General features: G+C 72.0%; 22 protein-coding genes and 1 pseudogene. 22 read left to right on the plus strand and 1 reads right to left on the minus strand.

Features of this window, described 5'->3' with window-relative positions; translation table 11 throughout:
* The first annotated feature begins 155 nt into the window (after window positions 1-155).
* The 18 genes from nsdA to ACSLIC_RS20570 all read left to right on the plus strand — a co-directional run bounded on the left by nsdA (window position 156) and on the right by ACSLIC_RS20570 (window position 19379).
* Window positions 156-1640, plus strand: coding sequence for a transcriptional repressor NsdA (gene nsdA / locus ACSLIC_RS20485; protein ID WP_436739162.1), 1485 nt, complete (start codon window positions 156-158; stop codon window positions 1638-1640).
* 190 nt (window positions 1641-1830) lie between these two features.
* Entirely contained in the window at window positions 1831-3108 is a 1278-nt protein-coding gene (locus ACSLIC_RS20490; RefSeq protein ID WP_436739163.1) for an ammonium transporter, read from the plus strand.
* Window positions 3105-3443 (plus strand): P-II family nitrogen regulator, encoded by a 339-nt coding sequence (locus ACSLIC_RS20495; protein ID WP_436739164.1) that lies wholly within the window; start codon window positions 3105-3107, stop codon window positions 3441-3443. The genes ACSLIC_RS20490 and ACSLIC_RS20495 overlap by 4 nt, the downstream gene beginning before the upstream one ends.
* A 26-nt stretch (window positions 3444-3469) precedes the next feature.
* The gene (locus tag ACSLIC_RS20500) at window positions 3470-5989 is read left to right on the plus strand and encodes a [protein-PII] uridylyltransferase (protein ID WP_436739165.1); all 2520 of its coding nucleotides are present in this window, start codon (window positions 3470-3472) and stop codon (window positions 5987-5989) included.
* Between the two features lie 467 nt (window positions 5990-6456).
* Window positions 6457-8007, plus strand: coding sequence for a signal recognition particle protein (gene ffh, locus ACSLIC_RS20505; protein ID WP_436739166.1), 1551 nt, complete (start codon window positions 6457-6459; stop codon window positions 8005-8007).
* A gap of 488 nt (window positions 8008-8495) precedes the next feature.
* Entirely contained in the window at window positions 8496-10439 is a 1944-nt protein-coding gene (ftsH, locus tag ACSLIC_RS20510; protein WP_436739167.1) for an ATP-dependent zinc metalloprotease FtsH, read from the plus strand.
* A gap of 899 nt (window positions 10440-11338) precedes the next feature.
* Window positions 11339-11980: a hypothetical protein gene (locus ACSLIC_RS20515; RefSeq protein ID WP_436739168.1), complete on the plus strand. Its 642-nt coding sequence runs from the start codon at window positions 11339-11341 to the stop codon at window positions 11978-11980.
* A gap of 242 nt (window positions 11981-12222) precedes the next feature.
* A complete protein-coding gene (gene rpsP / locus ACSLIC_RS20520) occupies window positions 12223-12657 on the plus strand; it encodes a 30S ribosomal protein S16 (protein ID WP_436739169.1) in 435 nt (144 codons plus the stop codon).
* Between the two features lie 2 nt (window positions 12658-12659).
* Window positions 12660-12896 carry an RNA-binding protein gene (locus tag ACSLIC_RS20525; protein ID WP_436739170.1) on the plus strand — a complete coding sequence of 79 codons (237 nt, stop codon included), beginning with the start codon at window positions 12660-12662 and terminating at the stop codon, window positions 12894-12896.
* Between the two features lie 163 nt (window positions 12897-13059).
* Window positions 13060-13659 (plus strand): ribosome maturation factor RimM, encoded by a 600-nt coding sequence (rimM, locus tag ACSLIC_RS20530; protein WP_436739171.1) that lies wholly within the window; start codon window positions 13060-13062, stop codon window positions 13657-13659.
* Window positions 13659-14480, plus strand: a complete 822-nt coding sequence (gene trmD, locus ACSLIC_RS20535; protein WP_436739172.1) for a tRNA (guanosine(37)-N1)-methyltransferase TrmD — start codon at window positions 13659-13661, stop codon at window positions 14478-14480. The genes rimM and trmD overlap by 1 nt, the downstream gene beginning before the upstream one ends.
* Before the next feature lie 132 nt (window positions 14481-14612).
* Window positions 14613-14963, plus strand: a complete 351-nt coding sequence (gene rplS, locus ACSLIC_RS20540) for a 50S ribosomal protein L19 (RefSeq protein WP_436740430.1) — start codon at window positions 14613-14615, stop codon at window positions 14961-14963.
* Between the two features lie 115 nt (window positions 14964-15078).
* Window positions 15079-15774 (plus strand): signal peptidase I, encoded by a 696-nt coding sequence (gene lepB / locus ACSLIC_RS20545; protein ID WP_436739173.1) that lies wholly within the window; start codon window positions 15079-15081, stop codon window positions 15772-15774.
* Window positions 15767-16846, plus strand: a complete 1080-nt coding sequence (gene lepB / locus ACSLIC_RS20550; RefSeq protein ID WP_436739174.1) for a signal peptidase I — start codon at window positions 15767-15769, stop codon at window positions 16844-16846. The genes lepB (ACSLIC_RS20545) and lepB (ACSLIC_RS20550) overlap by 8 nt, the downstream gene beginning before the upstream one ends.
* Window positions 16731-17636, plus strand: a complete 906-nt coding sequence (gene lepB, locus ACSLIC_RS20555) for a signal peptidase I (RefSeq protein WP_436739175.1) — start codon at window positions 16731-16733, stop codon at window positions 17634-17636. The genes lepB (ACSLIC_RS20550) and lepB (ACSLIC_RS20555) overlap by 116 nt, the downstream gene beginning before the upstream one ends.
* 86 nt (window positions 17637-17722) lie before the next feature.
* Window positions 17723-18499 (plus strand): signal peptidase I, encoded by a 777-nt coding sequence (gene lepB, locus ACSLIC_RS20560; protein WP_436739176.1) that lies wholly within the window; start codon window positions 17723-17725, stop codon window positions 18497-18499.
* Window positions 18489-19007: an NUDIX hydrolase gene (locus tag ACSLIC_RS20565; RefSeq protein ID WP_436739177.1), complete on the plus strand. Its 519-nt coding sequence runs from the start codon at window positions 18489-18491 to the stop codon at window positions 19005-19007. Before lepB (ACSLIC_RS20560) ends, ACSLIC_RS20565 begins: the two co-directional genes overlap by 11 nt.
* A 63-nt stretch (window positions 19008-19070) precedes the next feature.
* Window positions 19071-19379, plus strand: coding sequence for a DUF2469 domain-containing protein (locus ACSLIC_RS20570; protein ID WP_003951129.1), 309 nt, complete (start codon window positions 19071-19073; stop codon window positions 19377-19379).
* A 249-nt stretch (window positions 19380-19628) separates the two neighbouring features.
* Here the strand turns inward: ACSLIC_RS20570 and ACSLIC_RS20575 are convergent.
* Window positions 19629-19808 (minus strand): annotated as a pseudogene (locus ACSLIC_RS20575) (IS110 family transposase); the annotation flags it as partial.
* A 460-nt stretch (window positions 19809-20268) separates the two neighbouring features.
* On the opposite strand from ACSLIC_RS20575, the gene ACSLIC_RS20580 reads away from it, so the two are divergent.
* The 4 genes from ACSLIC_RS20580 to whiG all read left to right on the plus strand — a co-directional run bounded on the left by ACSLIC_RS20580 (window position 20269) and on the right by whiG (window position 24554).
* Window positions 20269-20631, plus strand: coding sequence for a YraN family protein (locus tag ACSLIC_RS20580; protein WP_436739178.1), 363 nt, complete (start codon window positions 20269-20271; stop codon window positions 20629-20631).
* Window positions 20631-22244 carry a YifB family Mg chelatase-like AAA ATPase gene (locus ACSLIC_RS20585; RefSeq protein WP_436739179.1) on the plus strand — a complete coding sequence of 538 codons (1614 nt, stop codon included), beginning with the start codon at window positions 20631-20633 and terminating at the stop codon, window positions 22242-22244. Before ACSLIC_RS20580 ends, ACSLIC_RS20585 begins: the two co-directional genes overlap by 1 nt.
* Window positions 22241-23494: a DNA-processing protein DprA gene (gene dprA, locus ACSLIC_RS20590; RefSeq protein ID WP_436739180.1), complete on the plus strand. Its 1254-nt coding sequence runs from the start codon at window positions 22241-22243 to the stop codon at window positions 23492-23494. The genes ACSLIC_RS20585 and dprA overlap by 4 nt, the downstream gene beginning before the upstream one ends.
* A gap of 220 nt (window positions 23495-23714) precedes the next feature.
* Window positions 23715-24554 carry an RNA polymerase sigma factor WhiG gene (whiG, locus tag ACSLIC_RS20595; RefSeq protein WP_436739181.1) on the plus strand — a complete coding sequence of 280 codons (840 nt, stop codon included), beginning with the start codon at window positions 23715-23717 and terminating at the stop codon, window positions 24552-24554.
* Window positions 24555-24719 lie beyond the last annotated feature (165 nt).

A 24719-nucleotide genomic window follows, 5' to 3' on the forward strand; every position in this document is an offset into this window, starting at 1 on the left:
AAGCTCACGCGTTCGTGTAGGCGTGGGTGTGCCGCAGCCGCTTCGACCGCACATTCGAAGGGTGAAGCCGCTCCAGGGGCCTCACCGAGCGCGGCACTCAGCTGGTGTCCGGCGCTCCCAGCCGCCGGGCGGTGCGAGGAGACGGGGGCGTTCCGGTGAACGGCGACGACGACATCAACGCGGCACACGCGGAGAAGCGTCCGAACGAGCTGCTCAGCTCCTGGTTCCTGCGCAGCGGCTGGTCGAAGGGCGAGCTGGCCCGCCAGGTCAACCGCCGGGCCCGCCAGCTCGGCGCCGCCCACGTCTCCACCGACACCTCCCGGGTGCGCCGCTGGCTCGACGGCGAGCAGCCACGCGAACCCATCCCGCGCATCCTCTCCGACCTCTTCTCCGAGCGTTTCGGCTGCGTCGTCGCCGTCGAGGGCCTGGGGCTGCGCCCCCAGTACCAGACGCCCTCCGCCGCCGGGGTCGACCTCCCGTGGACCGGACCGCAGACGATCGCGCACCTCAGCGAGTTCTCCCGCAGCGACCTGATGCTCGCCCGCCGGGGATTCCTCGGAACCTCCCTCAGCCTCGCCGCCGGCGCCTCCCTCATCGAGCCGATGCAGCGCTGGCTGGTCCCCACTCCGCAGACCTCGCTCACCACCGACGGCCCCCAGCGCGTCGCTGACCGCCGCAGCGGCCCCCGCCTCTCCGCCCCCGAACTGAAGCTGCTGGAGTCCACCATCGAGATGTTCCGCCGCTGGGACGCCCAGTGCGGCGGCGGGCTGAGGCGCAAGGCGGTGGTCGGCCAGCTCCACGAGGTCACCGAGCTGCTCCAGGAACCCCACCCCGCCCAGACCACCCGCCGCCTCTACCGCGTCGCCGCCGAGCTCGCCGAACTGGCCGGCTGGATGAGCTACGACGTAGGGCTCCAGCCCACCGCCCAGAAGTACTTCGTGCTGGCCCTGCACGCCGCCAAGGAGGCCGAGGACAAGCCCCTCGGCTCGTACATCCTGTCGCACATGAGCCGGCAGATGATCCACCTCGGGCGGCCCGACGACGCGCTGGAACTGGTCCACCTCGCCCAGTACGGCAGCCGCGACTGCGCCGGCCCCCGGACCCAGGCCATGCTGTATGCGATGGAGGCCCGCGCCCACGCCTCGCTCGGCAATCCGGGCAAGTGCAAGCGCGCCGTACGGATGGCCGAGGCGACCTTCGCCGAGCTGGAGGACGCCACCGAGCCCGAGCCCAGCTGGATCAGGTTCTTCACCGAGGCCGAGCTCAGCAGCGAGAGCGCCCACTCCTACCGCGACCTCGCCTACGCCGCGGGCGGGAGCACCCTCTACGCCAACCTTTCCGCGCAGGGGATGCGCCAGGCAGTCGACCTCTTCCGCGCGGACAGCCTCTACCAGCGTTCCTACGCTCTCAACCTCATCGGCATGGCCTCCGTGCACCTGCTGCGCGACGAGCTGGCCGACTCCGCCGTCTGCGCCGAGGAGGCCGCGCACCTAGCGGCGAAGGTCCGCTCCGAGCGGGTCAACACCAGGCTCCGCAAGACCGTGGACAGGGCCCTGCGCCAGTACCCCGGGCGCAGCGAGTCCGACGGCCTCGCCGAGCTCCTCGCGAGCCACCTGCCCGAAGCCGCCCAGGCCGTCTGACCCGCCCCGCCCCGGTCCTCGGCCGGGGCGGGACGTTCATGCACGCGTAACACGGCGGGTGGCTTCGTCACTGCCGCGAAACAACGAGGCGCATCGGCCGAAACCGCGCTGCGTCAGTCTCCTCAGCACAGCCGGCCCGACCTTCCAGGCATCCGCGAGGGCCGCTCCGATCTGCAAGGAGACACTGGCCTTGAACGGTGCAGATACCGCGTTCGTACTGATCAGCGCCGCGCTCGTCATGTTGATGACGCCCGGCCTGGCGTTCTTCTACGGCGGCATGGTGCGGGTCAAGAGCGCCCTCAACATGCTCATGATGTCGCTGATCTCGATGGGCATCGTCGCCGTCCTGTGGGTGCTCTACGGGTACTCGCTGACCTTCGGCGGCGACATCGGCGGCGGCCTCCTCGGCAACTTCGACCACATCGGCCTCAAGGGCATCGACCCCACCACCCTCACCGGCGGCGACGAGGGCATCCCGGTCATCGCCTTCGCCCTCTTCCAGCTGATGTTCGCCACCCTCACGCCCGCCCTGATGAGCGGCGCCCTGGCGGACCGCGTGAAGTTCAGCGCCTGGGCCCTGTTCGTCGCCCTGTGGGTCACCGTGGTGTACTTCCCGGTCGCCCACTGGGTCTGGCAGGAGGACGGCTGGCTCTACCAGCTCGACGTGATCGACTTCGCGGGCGGTACGGCGGTCCACATCAACGCCGGTGTCGGCGCCCTCGCCGCGGTCCTCGTCGTCGGCAAGCGCATCGGCTTCAAGAAGGACCCGATGCGGCCGCACAACCTGCCGCTGGTCGTCCTCGGCGCCGCCCTGCTGTGGTTCGGCTGGTTCGGCTTCAACGCCGGCTCCGCCCTCGCCGCCGACGGCACCGCCGCCACCATGGCCTTCAACACCCAGGTCGCCACCGGCGCCGCGATGCTCGGCTGGCTGGCTTACGAGCGCATCCGGCACGGCGCGTTCACCACGCTCGGCGCCGCCTCCGGCGCCGTCGCCGGCCTCGTCGCCATCACCCCCTCCGGCGCCCACGTCAACGCCTTCGGCGCCATCCTCATCGGCCTCGTCGCCGGCGCCCTCTGCTCCTGGGCCGTCAGCCTCAAGTACAAGCTCGGCTACGACGACTCACTCGACGTCGTCGGCGTCCACCTGGTCGGCGGCGTCATCGGCACCCTGCTCGTCGGCGTCCTCGCGGTCGACGGCGTCGGCGGTCTCGGCCAGCTCGGCAAGCAGGCCGTCGGAGCCTTCGCCACCATGGCCTTCTCCTTCGTCGCCTCCTGGCTGCTGGCCAAGTTCGTCGACGCGACGATCGGCTTCCGGGCCTCCGAGGAGGACGAGGCAGGCGGCGTCGACCAGGCCTACCACGCGGAGAGCGCGTACGACTTCTCCGCCGTCGGGGCCTCCCTGACCAGCGGTAACCTCCCCAAGGCCGACGCTGCTCCGGCCGCCCCGAACTCGAAGGTGGACGCATGAAGCTCATCACCGCGGTCGTCAAGCCGCACCGGCTCGACGAGGTCAAGGACGCCCTCCAGGCATTCGGCGTCCACGGGCTGACGGTCACCGAGGCCAGCGGCTACGGCCGGCAGCGCGGCCACACCGAGGTCTACCGCGGCGCCGAGTACACCGTCGACCTCGTCCCCAAGATCCGCATCGAGGTCCTGGTCGAGGACGACGACGCCGAACAGCTCATCGAGGTCGTCGTCAAGGCCGCCCGCACCGGCAAGATCGGGGACGGCAAGGTCTGGAGCCTGCCCGTGGACACCGCGGTCCGGGTCCGCACCGGCGAGCGCGGACCCGACGCGCTCTGACCGCACACGAGGAACGGAGCCGCCGGGTGACGAGCACCGACGTGAGTACGGCAGCGGAAGACTCGGGACCCGTCGGTTACGCGGCGGCCCGGCTGAGCTTCCTCCAGCAGGAGACCCGGCCCGGGCCGCCGCGCCGCAAGGCCCTCTCCGACCTGACCGACGACTGGCTGAACGGCCTGTTCACCGCCGCTGCGGGCCCCCCGCGCGGCGTCGCCCTGGTCGCCGTCGGCGGCTACGGCCGCGGCGAACTCTCCCCCCGCAGCGACCTCGACCTCCTCCTGCTGCACGACGGCAGCGCCCCGGCCGCCGACATCGCCCGGCTCGCCGACCGCGTCTGGTACCCGGTCTGGGACCTCGGCCTCGACCTCGACCACTCCGTCCGCACCCTCACCGAGGCACGCCGGGCCGCAGCCGACGACCTCAAGGTCCAGCTCGGCCTCCTCGACGCCCGCCACCTCGCCGGCGACCTCGGCACCACCGCCGCCCTGCGCACCACGGTCCTCGCCGACTGGCGCAACCAGGCCCCCGAACGCCTCCCGCACCTGCGCGAACTCTGCGAGGAACGCGCCGAGCGCGCGGGCGAGCTCCAGTACCTGCTCGAACCGGACCTCAAGGAGGCCCGCGGCGGGCTCCGCGACGCCACCGCACTGCGCGCCGTCGCCGCCTCCTGGCTCGCCGACGCGCCCCGAAAGGGCCTCGACGACGCCCGTCGCCGCCTCCTCGACGTCCGCGACGCCCTCCACCTCACCACCGGGCGCTCCACCGACCGCCTCGCCCTCCAGGAACAGGACCAGGTCGCCGCCGCCCTCGGCCTCCTCGACGCCGACACCCTCCTACGCCAGGTCTACGAGGCCGCCCGCACCCTCTCCTACGCCGCCGACGTCACCTGGCGCGAGGTGGCCCGCGTCCTGCGCTCCCGCGCGGTACGGCCCCGGCTGCGCGCCATGCTCCCCGGCAGGCCCCCCGTCGACCGCAGCCCGCTGGCCGAGGGCGTCGTTGAGCAGGACGGCGAGGTCGGCCTCGCCCGCGCCGCCCGCCCCGAACGCGACCCCGTCCTGCCGCTGCGCGCCGCCGCAGCGGCCGCCCAGGCCGGACTGCCGCTCTCCCTGCACGCGGTGCGCCGCCTCGCCGCCACCACCCGGCCGCTGGCCACGCCCTGGCCCGCCGAGGCCCGCGACCAGTTCGTCACCCTGCTCGGCGCCGGCCGGTCCGCCGTGCCCGTCTGGGAGGCGCTGGAGGCCGAGGGGCTCATCAGCCGGCTCCTGCCCGACTGGGAACGCGTCCGCTGCCGGCCGCAGCGCAACGCCGTCCACACCTGGACCGTCGACCGGCACCTGGTCGAGACCGCCGCCCGCGCCGCCTCCCTGACCCGCCGCGTCAGCCGCCCCGACCTGCTCCTGGTCGCCGCCCTGCTGCACGACATCGGCAAGGGCTGGCCCGGCGACCACTCGGTGGCCGGGGAGACCATCACCCGCGACGTCGCGGGGCGGCTCGGCTTCGACCGGCACGACACCGCCACCCTCGCCACCCTCGTCCGGCACCACCTGCTGCTGGTGGAGACCGCCACCCGGCGCGACCTCGACGACCCCGCCACGGTGCGCTCGGTCGCCGACGCCGTCGGCAGCCAGGCCACCCTGGAACTCCTGCACGCCCTCACCGAGGCCGATGCCCTCGCCACCGGCCCCGCCGCCTGGTCCGCCTGGCGCGACTCGCTCGTCACCGACCTCGTCGGCCGCGTCGGCGCGGTCCTCGCGGGGGAGGAACCGACGGAGCCGGCCGCCCCGGTGCCCACCGCCGAGCAGGAACGGCTCGCCGTCGAGGCGTACCGCACCGGAGGCCCCGTCCTCGCGCTCCGCGCCCGCGCCGAGGCCCCGACCCGGGACGGGGCGGACACCGGGCAGGAACCGCTCGGCGTCGAACTCGGCATCGCCCTCCCCGTGCGCCCCGCGCAGGGCGCACGGGAGAGCTACGCGGTGGGTGTGCTGCCCGCCGTCGCCGGAGTACTCGCCCTGCACCGCCTCACGGTCCGCACCGCCGAACTGAGCGGCGTCAGACTGCCGTGCGGCCTCGACGGAGAGCCCCGCCCCGCCCCCGCCGTGGCCGCCGACGATCGAGCCGGGGTCCTGCTGCTCAACTGGCGCGTCGCCGCCGAGTACGGCTCCCTCCCGCAGCCGGCCCGGCTCCGCGCCGACCTGGTCCGCATCCTCGACGGCTCGCTCGACATCCGGGCCCGCCTCGCCGAACGCGACGCGGCCTACCCGCGCCGCCGGGGCATCACGGCCCCGCCGCCCCGAGTCCGCGTCGCTCCCGCCGCCTCTCGTCACGCCACGGTCATCGAGGTACGCGCCCAGGACGCCCCGGGCCTCCTCCACCGCATCGGCCAGGCACTGGAGGGCGGCACGGTCCACGTGAGGAGCGCCCACGTCAGCACGCTCGGCGCCAACGCCGTGGACGCCTTCTACGTCACCGACGCCGCCGGGAGGCCACTGGGGGAGGCCGAGGGGGCGCGGGTGGCCAAGGAGGTGGAAGAGGCGTTGCGGGGGTGAAGAGCGGGGCGAGTTCCGCGACTGGGGGCTTCGGGGTGTGCTCCGTGCGGTGGGTAAGGCGTAGTGCGGCCGATGGCGACTGTTACGGGACGGGGCGGGGGGCGGCGGCCCCCGGGGCGGGTGAGCGCGCGGGCCCGCCGTACGGGGCGCGCCCCGTACGGCGGGGAGTAAGGCACGCCGCGCGACGCTGAGCCTTACAGTGCCGCTCCGCTCCCCACCTTGCTCGTTTTGGTCCGCGCCGTCGTACCTCGCCCCGCTCCCGCCCCGCACTGCGCGAGTACGGGGCGCTGCGCGGCGTCACCGCTTACTCCGTCGCGCCTCGTGGCTCTGAGCGGGCCGTCCCCCGCGCCGTGCCAGGGGTGGCCCTGCCCCGTACCGCCTCGGGCGGTGGGGCAGCGCACTTGCCGGGGCGGATACCCTGTACAACGACCCACCCTGCCCCCGACTCCTGAGGACCGACGAGCGCCGTGTTCGACACCCTCTCCGATCGCCTTGCAGCGACATTCAAGAGCCTCCGCGGCAAGGGGCGCCTGTCCGAGGCGGACATCGACGCCACCGCACGCGAGATCCGCATCGCACTCCTGGAGGCGGATGTCGCGCTGCCCGTGGTGCGCGCCTTCATCAAGCAGGTCAAGGAGCGGGCCCTCGGTGAAGAGGTCTCCAAGGCGCTGAACCCGGCGCAGCAGATCATCAAGATCGTCAACGAGGAGCTGGTCGGCATCCTCGGCGGCGAGACGCGCCGTCTGCGTTTCGCCAAGCAGCCGCCCACCGTGATCATGCTCGCGGGCCTCCAGGGTGCCGGTAAGACGACGCTCGCCGGAAAGCTCGGCAAGTGGCTCCAGGGGCAGGGGCACACCCCCCTCCTCGTCGCCGCCGACCTGCAGCGCCCCAACGCCGTCAACCAGCTCTCGGTCGTCGCCGAACGCGCCGGCGTCGGAATCTTCGCCCCGGAGCCGGGCAACGGCGTGGGCGACCCGGTCCAGGTCGCCAAGGACTCCATCGCCCACGCGCGCACCAAGCAGTACGACGTGGTCGTGGTCGACACCGCGGGCCGCCTCGGTATCGACCAGGAGCTGATGCAGCAGGCCGCGGACATCCGCGACGCCGTCCAGCCCGACGAGGTCCTCTTCGTCGTCGACGCCATGATCGGCCAGGACGCGGTCAACACCGCCGAGGCGTTCCGTGACGGTGTCGGCTTCGACGGCGTGGTCCTCTCCAAGCTCGACGGCGACGCCCGCGGTGGCGCCGCGCTCTCCATCGCGCACGTCACCGGCAAGCAGATCATGTTCGCCTCCAACGGCGAGAAGCTCGAGGACTTCGACGCGTTCCACCCGGACCGCATGGCGTCCCGCATTCTCGACATGGGCGACATGCTCACCCTGATCGAGCAGGCCGAGAAGACCTTCAGCCAGCAAGAGGCCGAAGACATGGCCCGCAAGCTCCAGAAGGGACCCAAGGAGTTCACGCTCGACGACTTCCTGGCCCAGATGGAGCAGGTCAGGAAGATGGGTTCGCTCTCGAAGCTGCTCGGCATGCTCCCGGGCATGGGGCAGATCAAGGACCAGATCAGCAACCTCGACGAGCGGGACGTCGACCGCACCGCCGCCATCATCAAGTCGATGACGCCGACCGAGCGCGCCGAGCCCACGATCATCAACGGTTCCCGCCGTGCCCGCATCGCCAAGGGTTCCGGTGTCGACGTCAGCGCCGTCAAGAGCCTGGTGGAGCGGTTCTTCGAGGCGCGGAAGATGATGTCCCGCATGGCGCAGGGCGGCGGCATGCCCGGGATGCCGGGCCTGCCCGGCTCGGGCGGGGGCCCTGGCCGTCAGAAGAAGAAGCAGAAGCAGGCCAAGGGCAAGCGCAAGAGCGGCAACCCGATGAAGCGCAAGGCCGAGGAGCAGGCCGCGGTCGCTCGCCGCGAGCAGGGCGCCCAGGAAGGCAGCCCGTTCGGTCTTCCCGGCGGCCAGCCCGGCAAGGACTTCGAGCTGCCGGACGAGTTCAAGAAGTTCATGGGCTGAGGCCGTGCCCGCCTGATCTTAGGGCGAGGCAAGGAGGGGCGTACGTCTTCGGGCGTGCGCCCCTTATGCGTGTACGGGGCGGTGCGCGGAGCGGCGGGCCGGGCGGTTGCGGGGCGGTGCGCGGTGCGGGCGGGGGAGGCTCCGTACGAGGCGCGCTACGGGGCGAGCGACCTGCGGTGATGTGGTCTGCGGGCCGCCCCGTGCGGGGCGTTGCGGAGCGGGCGGCGCAACGCTCCCCGGCGGTGCGGCCGAAGTGGCGCCCCGCACGGGGCGTGCGCGCCACGAGCGAGCGCCCCGTACCTGCCAGGCGGCCTCTGCTCCTCGCTGCGCCCCGCCCGGCGCGCCCCCTCCGCCCCAGCCCCGCCCGCCCCACGGCGAGGCTCCAGGAGGTCGCCGCCGAGGTCACCCGCCTGACGGGCCCCTCGCGCAATGGAGTGATATGCGCACTAATGTCGGCCGCATCCGGCGTCGGCGTGAAGGAGATGCGAGTGACCAGCCCCGTCCCGCCACGCGACCGCACCGACAAACCCTGGCGCTCGGAAGGGGCACCGGAGCCGGACCAGCCCAAGAAGCGAGGCCGCATGCCCGGTGGCTGGTGGCGGCTCCTGATCACCGCCCTGGTGGTCTTCGTCGTCGCCAACCTGGCGCTCTCCTTCTTCGACCAGAGCGACGACACGGCGATCTCGTACACCGAGTTCAGCCGGCAGGTCGGCGACAACAACGTCGCCAAGATCTACACCAAGGGCGACGCCATCCAGGGCGAGCTAAGGAAGGCCCGGCCCCGTCCCGGGGACGACGGCTCGAACGGCGATGGCGACGGCGACTACAAGACCTTCACCACGCAACGTCCCGAGTTCGCCGACGACGACCTCTGGGCCGAGCTCGAACGGCACAAGGTCACGGTCACGGCGGAACCCGTGGTCGCCGAACGCAGTCTTCTCTCCAACCTCCTGATCTCGCTGGCGCCGATACTGCTCCTCGTCGCGCTCTGGGTGTTCATCGCCCGCCGCATGAGTGGCGGCCTCGGCGGCGGAGGGGGGATGCTCGGCCGCAAGCCGCCGCCCAAACCCGTGGAACTGGAGGAGGGCAGGCGGACCACCTTCGCCGACGTCGCCGGGATCGACGAGGTCGAGGGTGAGCTCAACGACATCGTCGACTTCCTCAAGCACCCCGACGCCTACCGCGCCATGGGCGCCAAGATGCCCCGCGGCGTCCTGCTCACCGGTCCGCCCGGTACGGGCAAGACGCTGCTGGCCCGGGCCGTCGCCGGGGAGGCCGATGTGCCGTTCTTCTCCGCCTCGGCCTCCGAGTTCATCGAGATGATCGTCGGAGTCGGCGCCGGGCGGGTCCGGGAACTCTTCGCCGAGGCCCGCAAGGTGGCACCGTCGATCATCTTCATCGACGAGATCGACACCATCGGGCGCGCACGAGGCGGAGGCTCGGGAATGGGCGGCCACGACGAACGCGAGCAGACCCTCAACCAGATCCTCACCGAGATGGACGGCTTCTCCGGCTCCGAGGGCGTCATCGTGATAGCCGCGACCAACCGCGCCGACATCCTGGACCCCGCCCTGACCCGGCCCGGCCGCTTCGACCGCGTCGTCGCCGTCAGCCCGCCCGACCGTGGCGGCCGCGAGGCCATCCTGAAGATCCACGCCCGGGACATCCCGCTCGCCCCCGACGTCGACCTGGCCCAGATCGCCCGTTCCACCCCGGGTATGACCGGCGCCGACCTTGCCAACCTCGCCAACGAAGCGGCCCTTCTGGCGGTGAAGCGCCGCCAGAAGCGCGTCGACCAGAGCGACCTCTCCGACGCCTTGGAGAAAGTCCAGCTGGGCGCCGAACGCCCCCTCGTCATGCCCCAGGACGAACGCCGCCGCACCGCCTACCACGAGAGCGGCCACGCCCTTCTCGGCATGCTCCAGCCCGGTGCCGACCCTGTCCGCAAGATCACCATCGTCCCGCGCGGCCGGGCCCTCGGCGTCACCCTCTCCACGCCCGAGGTGGATAAGTACGCCTACACCGAGGAGTACCTGCGCGGCCGCATCATCGGCGCGCTCGGCGGTATGGCGGCGGAGCAGGTGGTCTTCGGCATGGTCACCACCGGTGCCGAGAACGACCTGGAGCAGGTCACCGGCATGGTGCGCGGCATGGTCGGCCGCTGGGGCATGAGTTCCAAGGTCGGCCGGCTCTCCGCCCTCCCGCAGGACGCCCAGCAGGCGTACGGCCTCTCCGCCGCCCCGGCCACCCTCGACACCATCGACGAGGAGATGCGCCGCATCGTCGAGGAGTGCTACGAAAGCGCCTGCCGCCAGCTCACCGACCACCGTGACCAGCTCGACGCCCTGGCCGGGGCCCTCCTGGAGAACGAGACCCTGGAGGAGGCCGACGCCTACCGCGCGGCGGGCATCCCCCGGCTGCACAAGGCTTAGTGCCGGGGCGGAGCCGCGAAGAGTGTGAGGAAGGGGCGCGCCTCACCTGCCGGCGGCGACGCCTCGCCGAACCGCGCGACGGCGCGTGCGCGGCGCCCCGTCGGCGCCGCGCGTCTCGGAGCCGCTACGGGGCGCGCGACCTGGGTATTCGTCGTCCCATGGAGGGCGCGCCGCGGGCCGCGTGAAACGGCCCCGCCGGCACGCCGCGGGCACGGGCGGAGCACGCCCCGTCAGCCCCGCCCGCAGGGCGCCGCGCCCCGCGAAACCTCCGCCCCGCTCACACCGACCACGCCACCAGATACCGGAAGACGTTCGGCAGCAGGTTGTGGCCTGTCCGTGTTTCGCCCCCGGTGCCGTGCTCGTGCCCCCCGTATGCCAGGGAACGCCCGCGCCCCCGCGTCAGTGGACGCCGCCCCGTGCTTGCACGCTCCCCATCGCGCGCCCCCGTACCACCTGGCCGCCCCTTCGTCCGCAGCGTCTCTTCCGGCCTGGGAGGTGGACGCCGGGCCTTCCCGCGCGGGTGCGTGGGCGCCGCCGAAGCGCCGTACATCCGTCCGTGGCTTATGCCTGCGCGCCGCGGGAGGCCCCGGCGTGCGCGGTCCGCCCCGCCGCGGGCCCGGCGGGGCGGGGCCCGGTGCGGGGCGGCGGCGGACCGCCCGGTACCGTCGATCGCGAGCCGCGCGACCTCTGCTCCGCGCGCCCCGTAGCCGCCCCGCGTGGCCGCCCCGCACGTCGCGGCGGCCGGGGGAGCCGATCCGCCGGGCCGGGCTACCGGAGGCAGCGCACCCGGGGATACGTACGGGCTTGTGACCGGCTGAGCGACTTCTGTGCAGTTCGGCGCACTCGCTGTCCTCACGACGCATCAGCGGCAACTGACGGGTACGTGCAAAATATTTGGGATGGCCCGGAATAGGAACACGGGGCGGCTCCTGCTCGTTGGGTACGACGTGAGCACGACACCACCTGTTCTCGCCGCAGAGCTGGCACAGGCGTGGGCCGACATTCAGCGGTACCACCCCGAGCTGCCAGATCTTGCCGCGCCCGAGTCCCTGATCGGAGAGTCCTCGTCCGCCTGCGGCGCCGAGCTCTCCTTCGAGCGACTGCTCCACGAAGCAGTCCATGGCATCGCCGCAGCCCGTGGCATTCGCGACACCTCACGGGCCGGCAGGTATCACAACCGCAGATTCCTCGCCGTCGCCGAGGAGCTGGGTCTGGACCACCCGGAGGAGCCGCACCCCAGCAGCGGATTCTCCCTGGTCGGGCTCAACCCGGAGGCCAAGCGGCGGTACCGTCAGACCGCCGACCGCCTCCACCGCGCCCTCAAGGCGCACTCCGTGGCCACCGCGGGTGACACCGCGCGCAGCTTCCGCGGCCCGGCCGCGCGCCACGGGTCCTCCGGCGGCGGCGTCCGCGTCAAGGCGGTCTGCGACTGCGGGCGCAACGTCCGCGTGGTCCCCTCCGTCCTCGCCCAGGCCCCCATCATGTGCGGCGGCTGCGGCAAGCCCTTCCGTATTCCCGAGGCGGTCGCCGTCGCCGGGTGACCGCCGAGCGCGGCCCCGCGCCCCGGCCATGGCCATGGAGTCCCGGGGCGGGGTCGGTCGGCGGCGGCCAAGGGTGCGGGAGGACGGGCCCGCCCCGTATGGCAGAATGGCAAGCTGTACTCGACAGTCGCACAGGACCCCTCTCTCCTCCGGCTGACGCGTCCATCGGGCACCCCGAGTACCGCAACCCCACGTGGCATCCCGTTGTGCCCACCTCGTCAAGACCAGGAGAGACCACTCCCGTGGCAGTCAAGATCAAGCTGAAGCGTCTGGGCAAGATCCGTTCGCCTCACTACCGCATCATCGTCGCCGACTCCCGCACCCGCCGTGACGGCCGTGCGATCGAGGAGATCGGCCTGTACCACCCGGTGCAGAACCCCTCCCGCATCGAGGTCAACTCTGAGCGCGCCCGCTACTGGCTCTCCGTCGGCGCCCAGCCGACCGAGCCGGTTCTCGCGATCCTGAAGCTCACCGGTGACTGGCAGGCGCACAAGGGCCTTCCCGCCCCGGCGCCGCTGCTCCAGCCGGAGCCGAAGGCCGACAAGCGTGCGCTGTTCGACCAGCTCACCAAGGACATCGAGGGCGGCCCCAAGGGCGAGGCCATCACCCAGAAGAAGAAGGCCGACAAGAAGGCGGACGAGGCTGAGGCCCCGGCCGCCGAGTCGACCGAGGCCTGAGCATGCTCGAGGAGGCTCTCGAGCACCTCGTGAAGGGCATCGTCGACAACCCTGACGATGTGCAGGTCGCCGAGCGCGACCTGCGCCGCGGGCGCGTGCTGGAGGTCCGGGTCCACCCCGAAGACCTCGGCAAGGTGATCGGCCGTAACGGCCGCACCGCTCGCTCCCTGCGGACCGTCGTGGGAGCCATCGGCGGCCGTGGTATCCGCGTCGACCTCGTCGACGTGGATCAGGTCTGAGCCCTCCGGGGCTCTCGCAGGACTCAGGGCCGGGGGCCGGAAGCGGTAGGTACGCTTCCGGCCCCCGGTCCGTTCCGGGCCCGAGCCAGTCCCCGCGGTGCGGGGAGCTCGGGCCCGTTCCCGATCCTCCTCATCGAACGACGAACGACCAGGAGCAGCACAGGTGCAGTTGGTAGTCGCACGGATCGGCCGTGCCCACGGAATCAGGGGCGAGGTCACCGTCGAGGTGCGCACCGATGAGCCGGAGGTCCGCCTCGGGCCCGGCGCCGTACTCGCCACCGACCCTCCGGGAACCGGCCCACTGACCATCGAGACAGGGCGCGTGCACAGCGGACGGCTGCTGCTGCGCTTCGCGGGGGTGAGCGACCGGACCGGAGCCGAGGCGCTCCGTAACACGCTCCTCATCGCCGAGGTCGACCCCGAGGAACTCCCGGAGGACCCCGAGGAGTTTTACGACCACCAGCTCATGGACCTGGACGTGGTCACCGAGGGCGGTGTGGAGGTGGGGCGCATCACCGAGATCTCCCACCTGCCCTCCCAGGACCTCTTCATCGTCGAACGGCCCGACGGCAGCGAGGTCATGATCCCGTTCGTCGCCGAGATCGTCGCCGAGATCGACCTGGAGGAGCAGCGCGCCGTCATCACCCCGCCGCCGGGCCTCATCGACGACCGTGCCGTCGCCTCCGCTCGCGACGCGGAGCGGGACGAGGCGGACGACGGGGCGCCGGACGACGCGTCCGACGAGGCCGGAGGGGCGCGCTGATGCGCCTCGACGCCGTCACGATCTTCCCCGAGTACCTCGACCCGCTCAACGTCTCCCTGGTCGGCAAGGCCCGCACCCGCGGCGTCCTCGACGTACGCGTCCACGACCTGCGCGACTGGACGTACGACCGGCACAACACGGTCGACGACACCCCCTACGGCGGGGGCCCCGGCATGGTCATGAAGACCGAGCCGTGGGGCGAGGCGCTCGACCAGGTCCTCGCCGACGGGTACGAGGCCGGGGCGCACAGCCCCGTCCTGGTCGTCCCGACGCCCAGTGGCCGGCCCTTCACCCAGGAACTCGCGGTGGAACTCTCCGCCAGCCCCTGGCTGATCTTCACCCCCGCCCGCTACGAGGGCATCGACCGGCGCGTGATGGACGAGTACGCCTCGCGGATGCCCGTCCACGAGGTCTCCATCGGCGACTACGTGCTGGCCGGCGGCGAGGCCGCGGTGCTGGTCATCACCGAGGCGGTCGCCCGGCTGCTGCCGGGCGTCCTCGGCAACGCGGAGTCGTACCGTGACGACTCCTTCGCACCCGGCGCTATGGCGGACCTGCTCGAAGGCCCGGTCTACACCAAGCCGCCGTCCTGGCGCGGCCGCGGCATCCCGGAGGTGCTGCTCAGCGGCCACCACGGGAAGATCGCCCGGTGGCGCCGCGACGAGGCGTTCCGCCGCACCGCCCGCAACCGCCCCGACCTCGTCGAGCGCTGCGACCCCGCCACGCTCGACAAGAAGGACCGCTCGCTCCTCGCCTCCCTGGGCTGGCAGCAGAGGCCGGACGGCCGATTTGGGCGTGGACCCGAAGCCGTGGAAGAATAGCCAGCTGTTGTACGTCCACGAGCGTTCGCCCCTGCCACAGGGGGACCGACGATGCTCCGGGACGCGGCAGCACTCGCACATCCCTCTCATGTTCCGTTGATGACCTGTGGCATCAACGAGGAAGCAGACACCATGTCCCACCTGCTCGACTCCGTCGACGCCGCGTCGCTGCGCACCGACATCCCCGACTTCCGCCCGGGCGACACGGTCAACGTGCACGTCCGCGTCATCGAGGGCAACCGCTCCCGTGTGCAGCAGTTCAAGGGCGTCGTCATCCGCCGCCAGGGCGCCGGCGTGCGCGAGACCTTCACGGTCCGCAAGGTCTCCTTCTCCGTGGGCGTGGAGCGCACCTTCCCGGTGCACACCCCCATCGTGGAGAAGATCGAGCTGGTCACCCGTGGCGACGTCCGCCGCGCGAAGCTGTACTACCTCCGTGAGCTGCGCGGCAAGGCCGCGAAGATCAAGGAGAAGCGCGACAGCTGAACCCGCCGGGCGACGGCCCGGGTGCGCTGAGCCGCGCCGGGACCCAGCCCAGGAACAGGTCAAGTATCGCTTGCCTGTTCGTGTCCGCCGCGCAGCCGGATAACATCTGGCACCGATGGACACCGAAGCACAGCACCAGGAGCGCGACCGCTCCTCCGCCACCGGACCAGGGGACGACCCTGCTGCGCCCGGGACGGAGGAGGGGTCGCGCTCCTCGCGTCTGTCCCGCCTCCCGGGCGGGTGGTTCACCCTGGGGCTCGGCGCCTGCGTGGCCCTCGTGCTGCTCTTCAGCACCTTCGTCCTCCAGCCGTTCCAGATCCCGAGCAGGTCCATGGAGCCGGAGCTGCGCGTCGGCGACCGGATTCTGGTCAACAAGCTGGCCTACCGCTTCGGCAGCGAGCCGCGCCGCGGGGACGTCGTCGTCTTCGACGGCACCGAGTACTTCGGCACCGGCGACTTCGTCAAACGGGTGGTGGGGACCGGCGGCGACCGCGTCGTCTGCTGCGACGCGCGGGGCCGCCTCGCCGTCAACGGCACCGTGGTCGACGAGCCATACCTCCACCCCGGCGACGGTGCCTCCTCGGTCCCCTTCGACGTCGTCGTGCCCGCGGGCCGGCTCTTTCTTCTGGGGGACCACCGGAGCGGCTCCAGCGACTCCCGCGACCGGCTGGGCTCCCCCGGGGGAGGCATGCTCCCCGTCGAGCAGGTGATCGGACGGGCGGAGTGGGTCGGCTGGCCCCTCTCCCGCTGGTCCTCCGTCGGCCACGCCGGCGCGCTCGCCCGGCTGCCGGACCGGGGCCGCCATGGGTAGGCGGGGAAGGCCCCGTGGCCGCGCCGCCGCGGACGACGCGCGGCGCGGTAACGAGCACGCCGCGGCGCCGCCCCCTACCGGCCGTGCCGAACGGCGCAGGCTCGCCCGCAAGGTGAGCCGCCGCAGGCGCCGCTCCGCGCTCCGCGAGATTCCCCTGATGATCGTCGTGGCCGTCGGGATCGCGCTCTTCCTGAAGACCTTTCTGGTCCAGGCGTTCGTGATCCCGTCCGGATCGATGGAGCAGACCATCCGGATCGGCGACCGCGTCGTCGTCGACAAGCTCACGCCTTACTTCGGCTCCCGCCCCCAGCGGGGCGACGTCATCGTCTTCGAGGACCCGGCCGACTGGCTCCACGGCGAGCAGGCTCCGGCCGCCGCCGACTCCGCCGTTACCGTGCAGGCGAAGCGGGCGCTGTCCGCGATCGGGCTGCTGCCCGCCGACGACCAGCGCAACCTCATCAAGCGGGTCGTCGCCGTCGGCGGCGACACCGTGGTCTGCTGCGACCGCGACGACCGGATCACCGTGAACGGCACGGCCCTCACGGAGCCCTACCTCCACCCGGGCAACAAGCCCTCGTCGCTCCGCTTCACCGTGCGCGTCCCCGACGACCGGTACTTCGTGCTCGGCGACCACCGGGAGAACTCCGCCGACTCCCGTTACCACCGCGCCGAGGGCTACGGCGGTACGGTCCCCGGCGATCACGTGGTGGGCCGCGCCGTGGCCATAGCGTGGCCGGCGGGGCACTGGCGGAGCCTGGGAGCCCGCGAGACGTACGCGGCGGTGCCCGACGCGCCCGGTGGATCGGTGGCGGCCGACGGAGTGTCGCATAAGGTGGCGTCCCAGGATCTGAACAGAACGATCCCCCTCCCGACCCCTGCGGAACTCCCGCTCGTTATGGGAGTGGTGGTCCTGCGCCGGACGTGGCGCGGACAGCGGCACACAGTAAGGAGTCGATGTGGGGGATGTGGCGGTGGGCGCACGATCCGGACGCGAGCCCGAGGGCGGTTCCGGACGCCCCGAGGAAGAACCTGCCGAGTATGCCGACGGGGCCGGGGGCGAAGGCCCGGATGACGGCGCAGACAGCGGGCGGGGCGAGGGGAAGAAGCGCATCCCCTTCTGGCTGGAGATCCCGCTCCTGATCGTCGTCGCTTTGGTGCTGGCGCTCTTGATCAAGACCTTCCTGGTGCAGGCGTTCTCGATCCCTTCGGAGTCGATGCAGAACGCCCTCCAGAAGGGCGACCGGGTTCTGGTGGACAAGCTCACCCCCTGGTTCGGCGGTGAGCCGGAGCGCGGCGAGGTGATCGTCTTCCACGACCCTGACGGCTGGCTGGCCAACGAGCCCGTCGCCGAGCCCAACTCGGTCCAGCGCTTCCTCAGCTTCATCGGTCTGATGCCCTCCTCGGAGGAGAAGGACCTGATCAAGCGGGTCATCGGCGTCCCGGGCGACACCGTCGAGTGCAACGGCACCGGGCCGCTCAAGGTCAACGGCAAGGCCCTCGACGAGCCGTACGTCTTCCCGGGCAACACCCCGTGCAGCCCCGGCGACGGCGGCACGTTCAAGGTGACGGTCCCCGACGGCAAACTCTGGGTCATGGGTGACCACCGCCAGTCCTCGCTGGACTCCCGGTACCACCAGAACGACAAGAACGCCGGTATGGTCCCCGTCGACAAGGTCGTCGGCCGCGCCATCGTGGTCGCCTGGCCGCCCACGCGCTGGTCGACGTTGCCGGTGCCGGACACCTTCGACCAGCCCGGCCTGAACGCCGCGCTCGGGGCGGCCCCGGGAGTCCTGGGGCTGGCCGGAGCGGTGCCGCTGGTCCTGTGGCGGCGACGGGTTACCGCCCGCCTGACCGACGGGTAGGGTGCCGTCCCAGATCGCCGCTTCCCGCCCCCGGCACCTGCCGGGACGGCGGGAAGTCCAATTCTCCGAGGCGGGGGCGCGCTGGGATGAGCACGACACGAAGTGCGGAAGACCGTACCGACCAGACGGACGGTACGCGCGAGGGCCACGGCCGGCCCGGCAGAATCCTGTCGGGCGTGGCCGTGGCCCTCGGCTGTGTGCTCTTCCTCGGTGGCTTCGCCTGGGGAGCGTTGCTCTACCAGCCCTACGCCGTCCCGACCGGCTCCATGGCACCCACGATCAATGCAGGGGAAAGGGTGCTCGCCCAGCGCATCGACGGCGCCGCAGTACGCCGCGGCGACGTGGTGGTCTTCAACGAGGCGGAGTGGGGCGACCTGCCCATGGTCAAGCGCGTCGTCGCCGTCGGCGGCGACGAAGTCGCCTGCTGCACCGGGGGGCGACTCACGGTGAACGGCAAGCCCGTCGACGAGCCCTATCTCCCGGCCGGCTCGCCCGCCTCGGTCGCCGGCATTCCCCGCACCACCGTCCCGGAAGGACGCCTGTTCCTGCTGGGCGACGAGCGCGCGAGTTCCCTCGACTCCACCGCCCACCTCCAGGAGGTCGGCCGGGGCTCCGTGCCGAGGGACGCGGTCGTGGCGCGGGTCGACGCAGTCGCCTGGCCGATGGACGGCATGCTGGCCCGCCCCGACGGCTTCGCGGCGCTGCCCGGCGGCATCTCCGAGCCAGGTCCGCTCAGGGCCGTGGTCGCGGCGGTCGTCGGGGGCGCCGTACTGATCCTGGGCGGCGCGGCCTACGGGCCGGTGGCGGCGCGGTTCGGCCGGGCGGCTCGGCAGCGCCGTACGGGGCGGCTACGTGGCGCGTGACCAGGAGGTTTACGGGGCGCCGGAGCCGGGTGCGGGGCCGCTGCGCCAGGTCGCCAGGGTCGTCCTGTTCGATCCGGCCGAGCGCGTACTGCTGCTGCACGGTCATGAGCCGGACGATCCCGCGACGGACTGGTGGTTCACCCCGGGCGGCGGTCTGGAAGGCACCGAGACCCATGAGCAGGCGGCCCGCCGCGAAGTCGCCGAGGAGACCGGGATCACCGATGTGTCCCTCGGCCCCGAGCTGTGGCGGCGCGTCTGCTCCTTCACCTTCGCCGGACGCCGCTGGGACCAGGACGAGCGGTACTACCTGGCGCGCACCCGGAGCAGTGTGACGGGGCCCACCGCGCTCACCGAGTTGGAGCGACGTACCGTCGCAGGTGCGCGGTGGTGGTCGTGCGATGAACTGATCAGGACACATGAGACGGTGTATCCGACCAGGCTCGCCGAACTGCTGCGCGCACTGCTGGACGAAGGAGCCCCGGCCAGGCCCATGACGCTCGACAGTTAACCGTCCAGCGCCTCGCGGGGCTGGCGCACAATGGGGCCACGCACGGCTGAAGGGGAACATGCCATGAGCGCCGAGGACCTCGAGAAGTACGAGACCGAGATGGAGCTGAAGCTCTACCGGGAGTACCGCGATGTCGTCGGTCTGTTCAAATTCGTGATCGAGACCGAGCGGCGCTTCTACCTCACCAACGACTACGACATGCAGGTCCACTCCGTGCAGGGCGAGGTCTTCTTCGAGGTCTCCATGGCGGACGCCTGGGTGTGGGACATGTACCGGCCGGCGCGGTTCGTGAAGCAGGTGCGGGTACTGACCTTCAAGGACGTGAACATCGAGGAGCTCAACAAGAGCGACCTCGAACTGCCCGGAGGGTGAGCCCGGCGGGCCCACTCCGGCGGGGTGCTCCAATGTCTTCGGCCGAGGTCCGACGGCAGCAGGTCCGTGGGGTCGATGGCGGGGGAGCCGGATGGGTGTGCGTGAGTGATGGCCGGCCGGTTCACGACCGAGCTCGCGAGAGGCGAGGCACTGGTGCTGTCGCACGGTCTGGGGGCTCCCCATGACGGACCTCGGCTGTGGTGTCGACCGACCCGGCGGTGTGGACACTGAGCCGTCCGATCGCCGGCAGAGATCGGCGATCCGCCGCATTGTCAGGCCGGGCAGTTGGGCGACCGGGCAGCCCATGTTCCGCGCGGCCATCAGCGGCAGGGCCCCGATCGAGGCCGGCTGATCGACCACGCTCGGTACTGCTCTGTGCACGGCTTGCAGCATGGCGAACAGCTCGCGGAGCTTGGGCTCGGTGTTGGGGGCGGGCGCTTGTCGAAGCCTCGAACGGTAACGGGAGCGACGGTGGGACGGGGCGCGCCCGAAGACGCGGCGCACGGTGCGGTTACGGGGCGCGTGAGCTGGGGTTTTGCGGTCTCTGCGCGGCGTGCCGAGCGGTGCGTACGGGGTGCGCCGCGGCTAGGTGCCCCGCAGCGCTCGCCCGCGCGGTGGCACGGCGGCGGACGGCGCGTCGTGGACGGCGCTCGGGGCGCCGTTCTTCCGCGGCGGCATCGCCCTGATCCAGGCGACTCCTGCCCGGCGCACACCGACGCGGCTTCGTTCCGGGTGACCCGCGAACCGATCCGGCATCCCTTCCCCAGAACTTTGACGAACCCCGTTGCCCCCGCGAGGGTGACGGAATTATCCACAACGGCCGTGTTGTCCACCGCGCTCTCTCGGCATCACCTCCGCCCCGCACTGTCGGTGCCGGAGGTGATGCCGCATGAACGCACGAGGCGCTCTGGGCCGGTACGGGGAAGATGTGGCGGTCAGGACGTTGACCGCTGCCGGGATGCGGATTCTGGCGAGGAACTGGCGTGCGGGACGCGTCGGGGAGATCGATGTGGTGGCCCGCGACGGCGACGTCCTGGTCATGTGTGAGGTCAAGACCCGGCGGCCCGGCCCGTTCGGGCACCCTTCTGCGGCGATCACGCCGCAGAAGGCGAAACGCCTCCGCCAACTCGCTGAGCTCTGGCTCGCGAAGTACGGGGGGCCACCGCCCGGAGGCGTACGGATCGATCTGGTGGGTGTGGTGCTGCCGCCGCGCGGGGCCGCCCGCGTCGAGCACGTGCGGGGGCTGAGCTGATGGCGTTCGCACGGACCTACGCGGTCACCCTGGTGGGTGTCGAAGGGATCATCGTCGAGGTCCAGGCCGACCTGGAGCCCGGCGTCGCGTCCTTCGCCCTGGTGGGGCTGCCGGACAAGACGCTGGTGGAGAGCCGCGACAGAGTGCGCGCCGCGGTGGCCAACGCCGGCATCGAGTGGCCGCAGCGCAAGCTGACCATCGGCCTCAGCCCGGCCTCCGTCCCCAAGAGCGGTAGCGGATTCGACCTCGCCGTGGCCACCGCCGTGCTCGGCGCGGCGGAACTCATCGACCCGCGCAGCCTCACCGACCTGGTGATGATCGGCGAACTCGGACTCGACGGCCGTGTGAGGCCCGTACGCGGGGTGCTGCCAGCCGTACTGGCGGCCGCCGAGGCGGGATACGAACAGGTCGTGGTCCCGGAGTGCTCGGCCGCCGAGGCCGCCCTGGTCCCCGGCATCTCGGTGCTGGGCGTCCGGACCCTGCGCCAGCTGGTGGCGGTGCTCACCGACACCCCCGTCCCTGATGAGGAACCCGACGCTCCGGGTCGGCCGGACCCGCTGCTGTCCAGCTTCAGCTTCCCGGGGGCGGGGATCGGCGCGCCGAGCCAGGCTGCGGACGGGCGGCGCTTGGACTTCGCCGACGTCGCAGGTCAGCACCTTGCCCGCGGCGCCCTGGAGGTGGCGGCGGCGGGCGGTCACCACGTCTACCTGAAGGGACCGCCCGGAGCGGGCAAGACCATGCTGGCCGAGCGGCTCCCCGGCATCATGCCCGCGCTGGACCGCACCGCAGCCCTGGAGGTCACCGCCGTCCACTCCGTGGCCGGAGTCCTACAGGCGGGCGGCCCCCTGCTCAGCAGGCCGCCGTACTGTGCCCCGCACCACTCGGCGACTATGCAGTCACTCGTCGGCGGAGGAAACGGGCTGCCGCGCCCGGGCGCCGTCTCCCTCGCTCATCGTGGTGTGCTCTTCCTGGACGAGGCCCCGGAGTTCGGGGCCAAGGCACTCGACGCGCTGCGCCAGCCGCTCGAATCCGGGCACGTGGTGATCGCCCGTACAGCCGGCGTGGTCCGGCTGCCCGCGCAGTTCCTCATGGTGCTGGCGGCCAATCCTTGTCCGTGCGGCCGCCACGGCACGCAGGGGGACCCGTGCGACTGCATGCCCTCCGTCGTGCGGCGTTACCAGGCCAGGCTCTCCGGCCCACTCCTGGACCGGGTCGACCTCAGGGTCGACGTCGACCGGGTGTGCCGGGCCGAACTGATCGGTACGGGAGAGCGGGGCGAGTCCACCGAGACGGTCGCCGCCCGGGTGCTGGAGGCCCGGCAGCGCGCCGAACAGCGCCTGGCCGGCACGCCGTGGCGGACCAACAGCGAGGTGTCAGGACACGCGCTGCGCACCCGCTGGCATGCGGCGGCCGGCGCCATGCAGGCCGCCGAGCGTGAACTGGAACGCGGCATGCTCAGCGCACGTGGCCTCGACCGCGTACTCCGCGTGGCCTGGACCGTCGCCGACCTGAGAGGTCACGACCAGCCCGACGCGGGCGACGTGGAGGCGGCCCTGCAACTGCGCACCGGGATCTCCCGGGGCGTGCCCAGCACCGCGGGAGGTGTGCGATGACGTCGCCGGACGAGGGCCGGCTTCTGCCCGCGCAGGAGCAGCCGCCCCGCACCGCAGGAAAGATGGAGGACGTTTCGTCCGGGCGCCTCGCCAGAGCCGGCCTGACCCGGGTTCTGGAGCCGGGGGACCCGCGCGGAGGTCAGTGGCTTCGCGGGCTGGGGCCGGTGGCACTGCTCGACCGGTTGCGGGGGGAGGGGCCGCCGCTTCCCGGCGCCTCGGCGGGGCGGATGGCCGGGCTGAGGCTGCGGGCCAGGGACGCACACCCGGAACTCGACCTGGCGACGGCGCGGGAGGCTGGGGCCCGGTTCGTCTGTCCCGGTGATGCCGAGTGGCCCGCCCAGCTGGACGATCTCGGCGACGCCCGGCCCCTGGGGCTCTGGGTGAGGGGCACCCCCTCGCTCCGCTTCTGGGCCCTTCGCTCCGTGGCGCTGGTCGGGGCCAGGGCGTGCACGGACTACGGTGCGCACGCCGCCGGCCTGCTCGGGGCGGGGCTCGCGGAGCGTGGCTGGGTCGTCGTCTCGGGCGGTGCCTACGGCATCGACGGCGCGGCCCACCGTGCGGCCCTCGGGGCGGGCGGCGCCACGGTCGCGGTTCTGGCCTGCGGCGTGGACAGCCACTATCCACGAGGGCACGCCCAGCTCATCGCCCGGATCGCCGAACAGGGCCTGCTGGTGAGTGAGTTGCCACCCGGCGACCATCCGACCCCCAGCAGGTTCGTGCTGCGCAACCGCGTCATCGCCGCGCTGACACGGGGAACCGTGGTGGTGGAAGCGGCCCACCGGAGCGGAGCGCTGTCGACGGCGCGCGCCGCCTTGCGCCTGGGGCGCGCCGTCATGGGAGTTCCCGGCCCGGTGACCAGCAGTCTCTCCGCCGGTGTGCACGAACTGCTGCGCGGCGAGGGCCACCTGGTCACGGACACGGGTGACATCGTCGAACTCGTCGGCGGCATTGGTGAACTGGCGCCGGCCAAGTCCGGTCCGGTGCTGCCCAGGGACCTCCTGCCGGACCGGCTGAGCCGGGCCCTCGAGGCCGTACCGGCCGGGCCCGGTGCCCTTCTGGAGCGGATCGCCCGCGCGGCTGCCACCGGTCTCGACGAGACGGTCGGCGACCTGTACGAGCTGCTCGCTCTCGGCTACGTCGAACGCGAAGGGGAAATCTGGAAGTTGACACGCCAGGCGCTTTCGGGCGGATTTCCGACCTGTGATGATCCGTTAGCTAAAGTGCCTGGCTGTCCGGATCATGCCCCATGACCTTGGCTGTTGCGAGGTTTACCGCCCCGGTGTGCTGGTCGCACCGGGGCCGGGCGGGGCGTGCGAAGCGCCCGGCGGGGCGCAAATGTCACGCCCCGACCCCGTACCCTTCGCTCAACGCGACCCCTTCGTCACGTTACGCTCGCAAGGATTTCGACTCAGACACGCCATCGGACCATCAATCTCCCCCAGTTCACGGCAGAACGGCTCAAGGCGACGAATGCCCCAGCACACCTCCGGGTCTGACCGGGCGGCAGGACCTCCCGCCGTCCACGGCAGCGTGCGGCCCAAGGCTCCCACCACGCTTGAGGAGCTGTGGAGCTCCTACAAGGCCACGGGTGACGCGCGGCTGCGCGAGCAGCTGATCCTGCACTACTCCCCGCTGGTCAAGTACGTCGCGGGCCGGGTCAGCGTCGGCCTGCCTCCCAATGTGGAGCAGGCCGATTTCGTCTCGTCCGGAATCTTCGGACTCATCGACGCCATCGAGAAGTTCGACCCGGAACGGTCCATCAAGTTCGAGACGTACGCCATCACGCGCATCCGGGGCGCGATGATCGACGAACTGCGTGCGCTGGACTGGATTCCCCGATCCGTCCGGCAGAAGGCGCGCAATGTCGAGCGTGCGTACGCCTCGCTCGAGGCAGATCTGCACCGCACGCCCACCGAGGCGGAAGTAGCCGCGGAGATGGGGATCGCGGTGGAGGATCTGCACGCGGTTTTCAGCCAGCTGTCTCTGGCGAACGTGGTGGCACTGGAGGAACTCCTCCACGGGGGCGGAGAGGGCGGGGGAGACCGCCTCAGCATCATGGACACCCTGGAGGACACCTCCGCCGACAACCCCGTCGAACTCGCCGAGGACCGGGAACTGCGCCGACTGCTCGCCCGGGCGATCAATCTCCTCCCCGAGCGCGAGAAGACCGTGGTCACGCTCTACTACTACGAGGGCCTGACCCTCGCCGAAATCGGCCACGTCCTGGGGGTCACCGAAAGTAGAGTGAGTCAGATCCATACGAAATCGGTTCTGCAGCTCCGCGCGAAACTGTCCAGTTTCGGCCGCTGACCGATCCTTCCCCGATCCTGGGCCGGCCGCCGACCCGATCGCATTCAAGGCCCCGGCGCCCGGCCGGCGAGGCGGATGCGGCGCAAGCCCCGGCAGCGTGCCCCACGCGAAGAAGGGGTGTACCGGCTGCCGTCGCGGACGCCGCATCCGTACAGTGGGAGCGTG

It is taken from the genome of Streptomyces sp. BBFR102 (assembly GCF_051397025.1).
Taxonomy (GTDB): Bacteria; Actinomycetota; Actinomycetes; order Streptomycetales; family Streptomycetaceae; genus Streptomyces.

Excerpts from the sequence above, each read along its gene's own strand:
- ACSLIC_RS20495 (WP_436739164.1), top strand. The coding sequence starts at position 3,105 with ATGAAGCTCATCACCGCGGTCGTCAAGCCGCACCGGCTCGACGAGGTC.
- ACSLIC_RS20515 (WP_436739168.1), top strand. The coding sequence starts at position 11,339 with ATGGCCCGGAATAGGAACACGGGGCGGCTCCTGCTCGTTGGGTACGAC.
- ACSLIC_RS20525 (WP_436739170.1), top strand. The coding sequence starts at position 12,660 with ATGCTCGAGGAGGCTCTCGAGCACCTCGTGAAGGGCATCGTCGACAAC.
- trmD (WP_436739172.1), top strand. The coding sequence starts at position 13,659 with ATGCGCCTCGACGCCGTCACGATCTTCCCCGAGTACCTCGACCCGCTC.
- rplS (WP_436740430.1), top strand. The coding sequence starts at position 14,613 with ATGTCCCACCTGCTCGACTCCGTCGACGCCGCGTCGCTGCGCACCGAC.
- lepB (WP_436739173.1), top strand. The coding sequence starts at position 15,079 with ATGGACACCGAAGCACAGCACCAGGAGCGCGACCGCTCCTCCGCCACC.
- lepB (WP_436739174.1), top strand. The coding sequence starts at position 15,767 with ATGGGTAGGCGGGGAAGGCCCCGTGGCCGCGCCGCCGCGGACGACGCG.
- lepB (WP_436739176.1), top strand. The coding sequence starts at position 17,723 with ATGAGCACGACACGAAGTGCGGAAGACCGTACCGACCAGACGGACGGT.
- ACSLIC_RS20570 (WP_003951129.1), top strand. The coding sequence starts at position 19,071 with ATGAGCGCCGAGGACCTCGAGAAGTACGAGACCGAGATGGAGCTGAAG.
- ACSLIC_RS20580 (WP_436739178.1), top strand. The coding sequence starts at position 20,269 with ATGAACGCACGAGGCGCTCTGGGCCGGTACGGGGAAGATGTGGCGGTC.
- ACSLIC_RS20585 (WP_436739179.1), top strand. The coding sequence starts at position 20,631 with ATGGCGTTCGCACGGACCTACGCGGTCACCCTGGTGGGTGTCGAAGGG.
- dprA (WP_436739180.1), top strand. The coding sequence starts at position 22,241 with ATGACGTCGCCGGACGAGGGCCGGCTTCTGCCCGCGCAGGAGCAGCCG.
- whiG (WP_436739181.1), top strand. The coding sequence starts at position 23,715 with ATGCCCCAGCACACCTCCGGGTCTGACCGGGCGGCAGGACCTCCCGCC.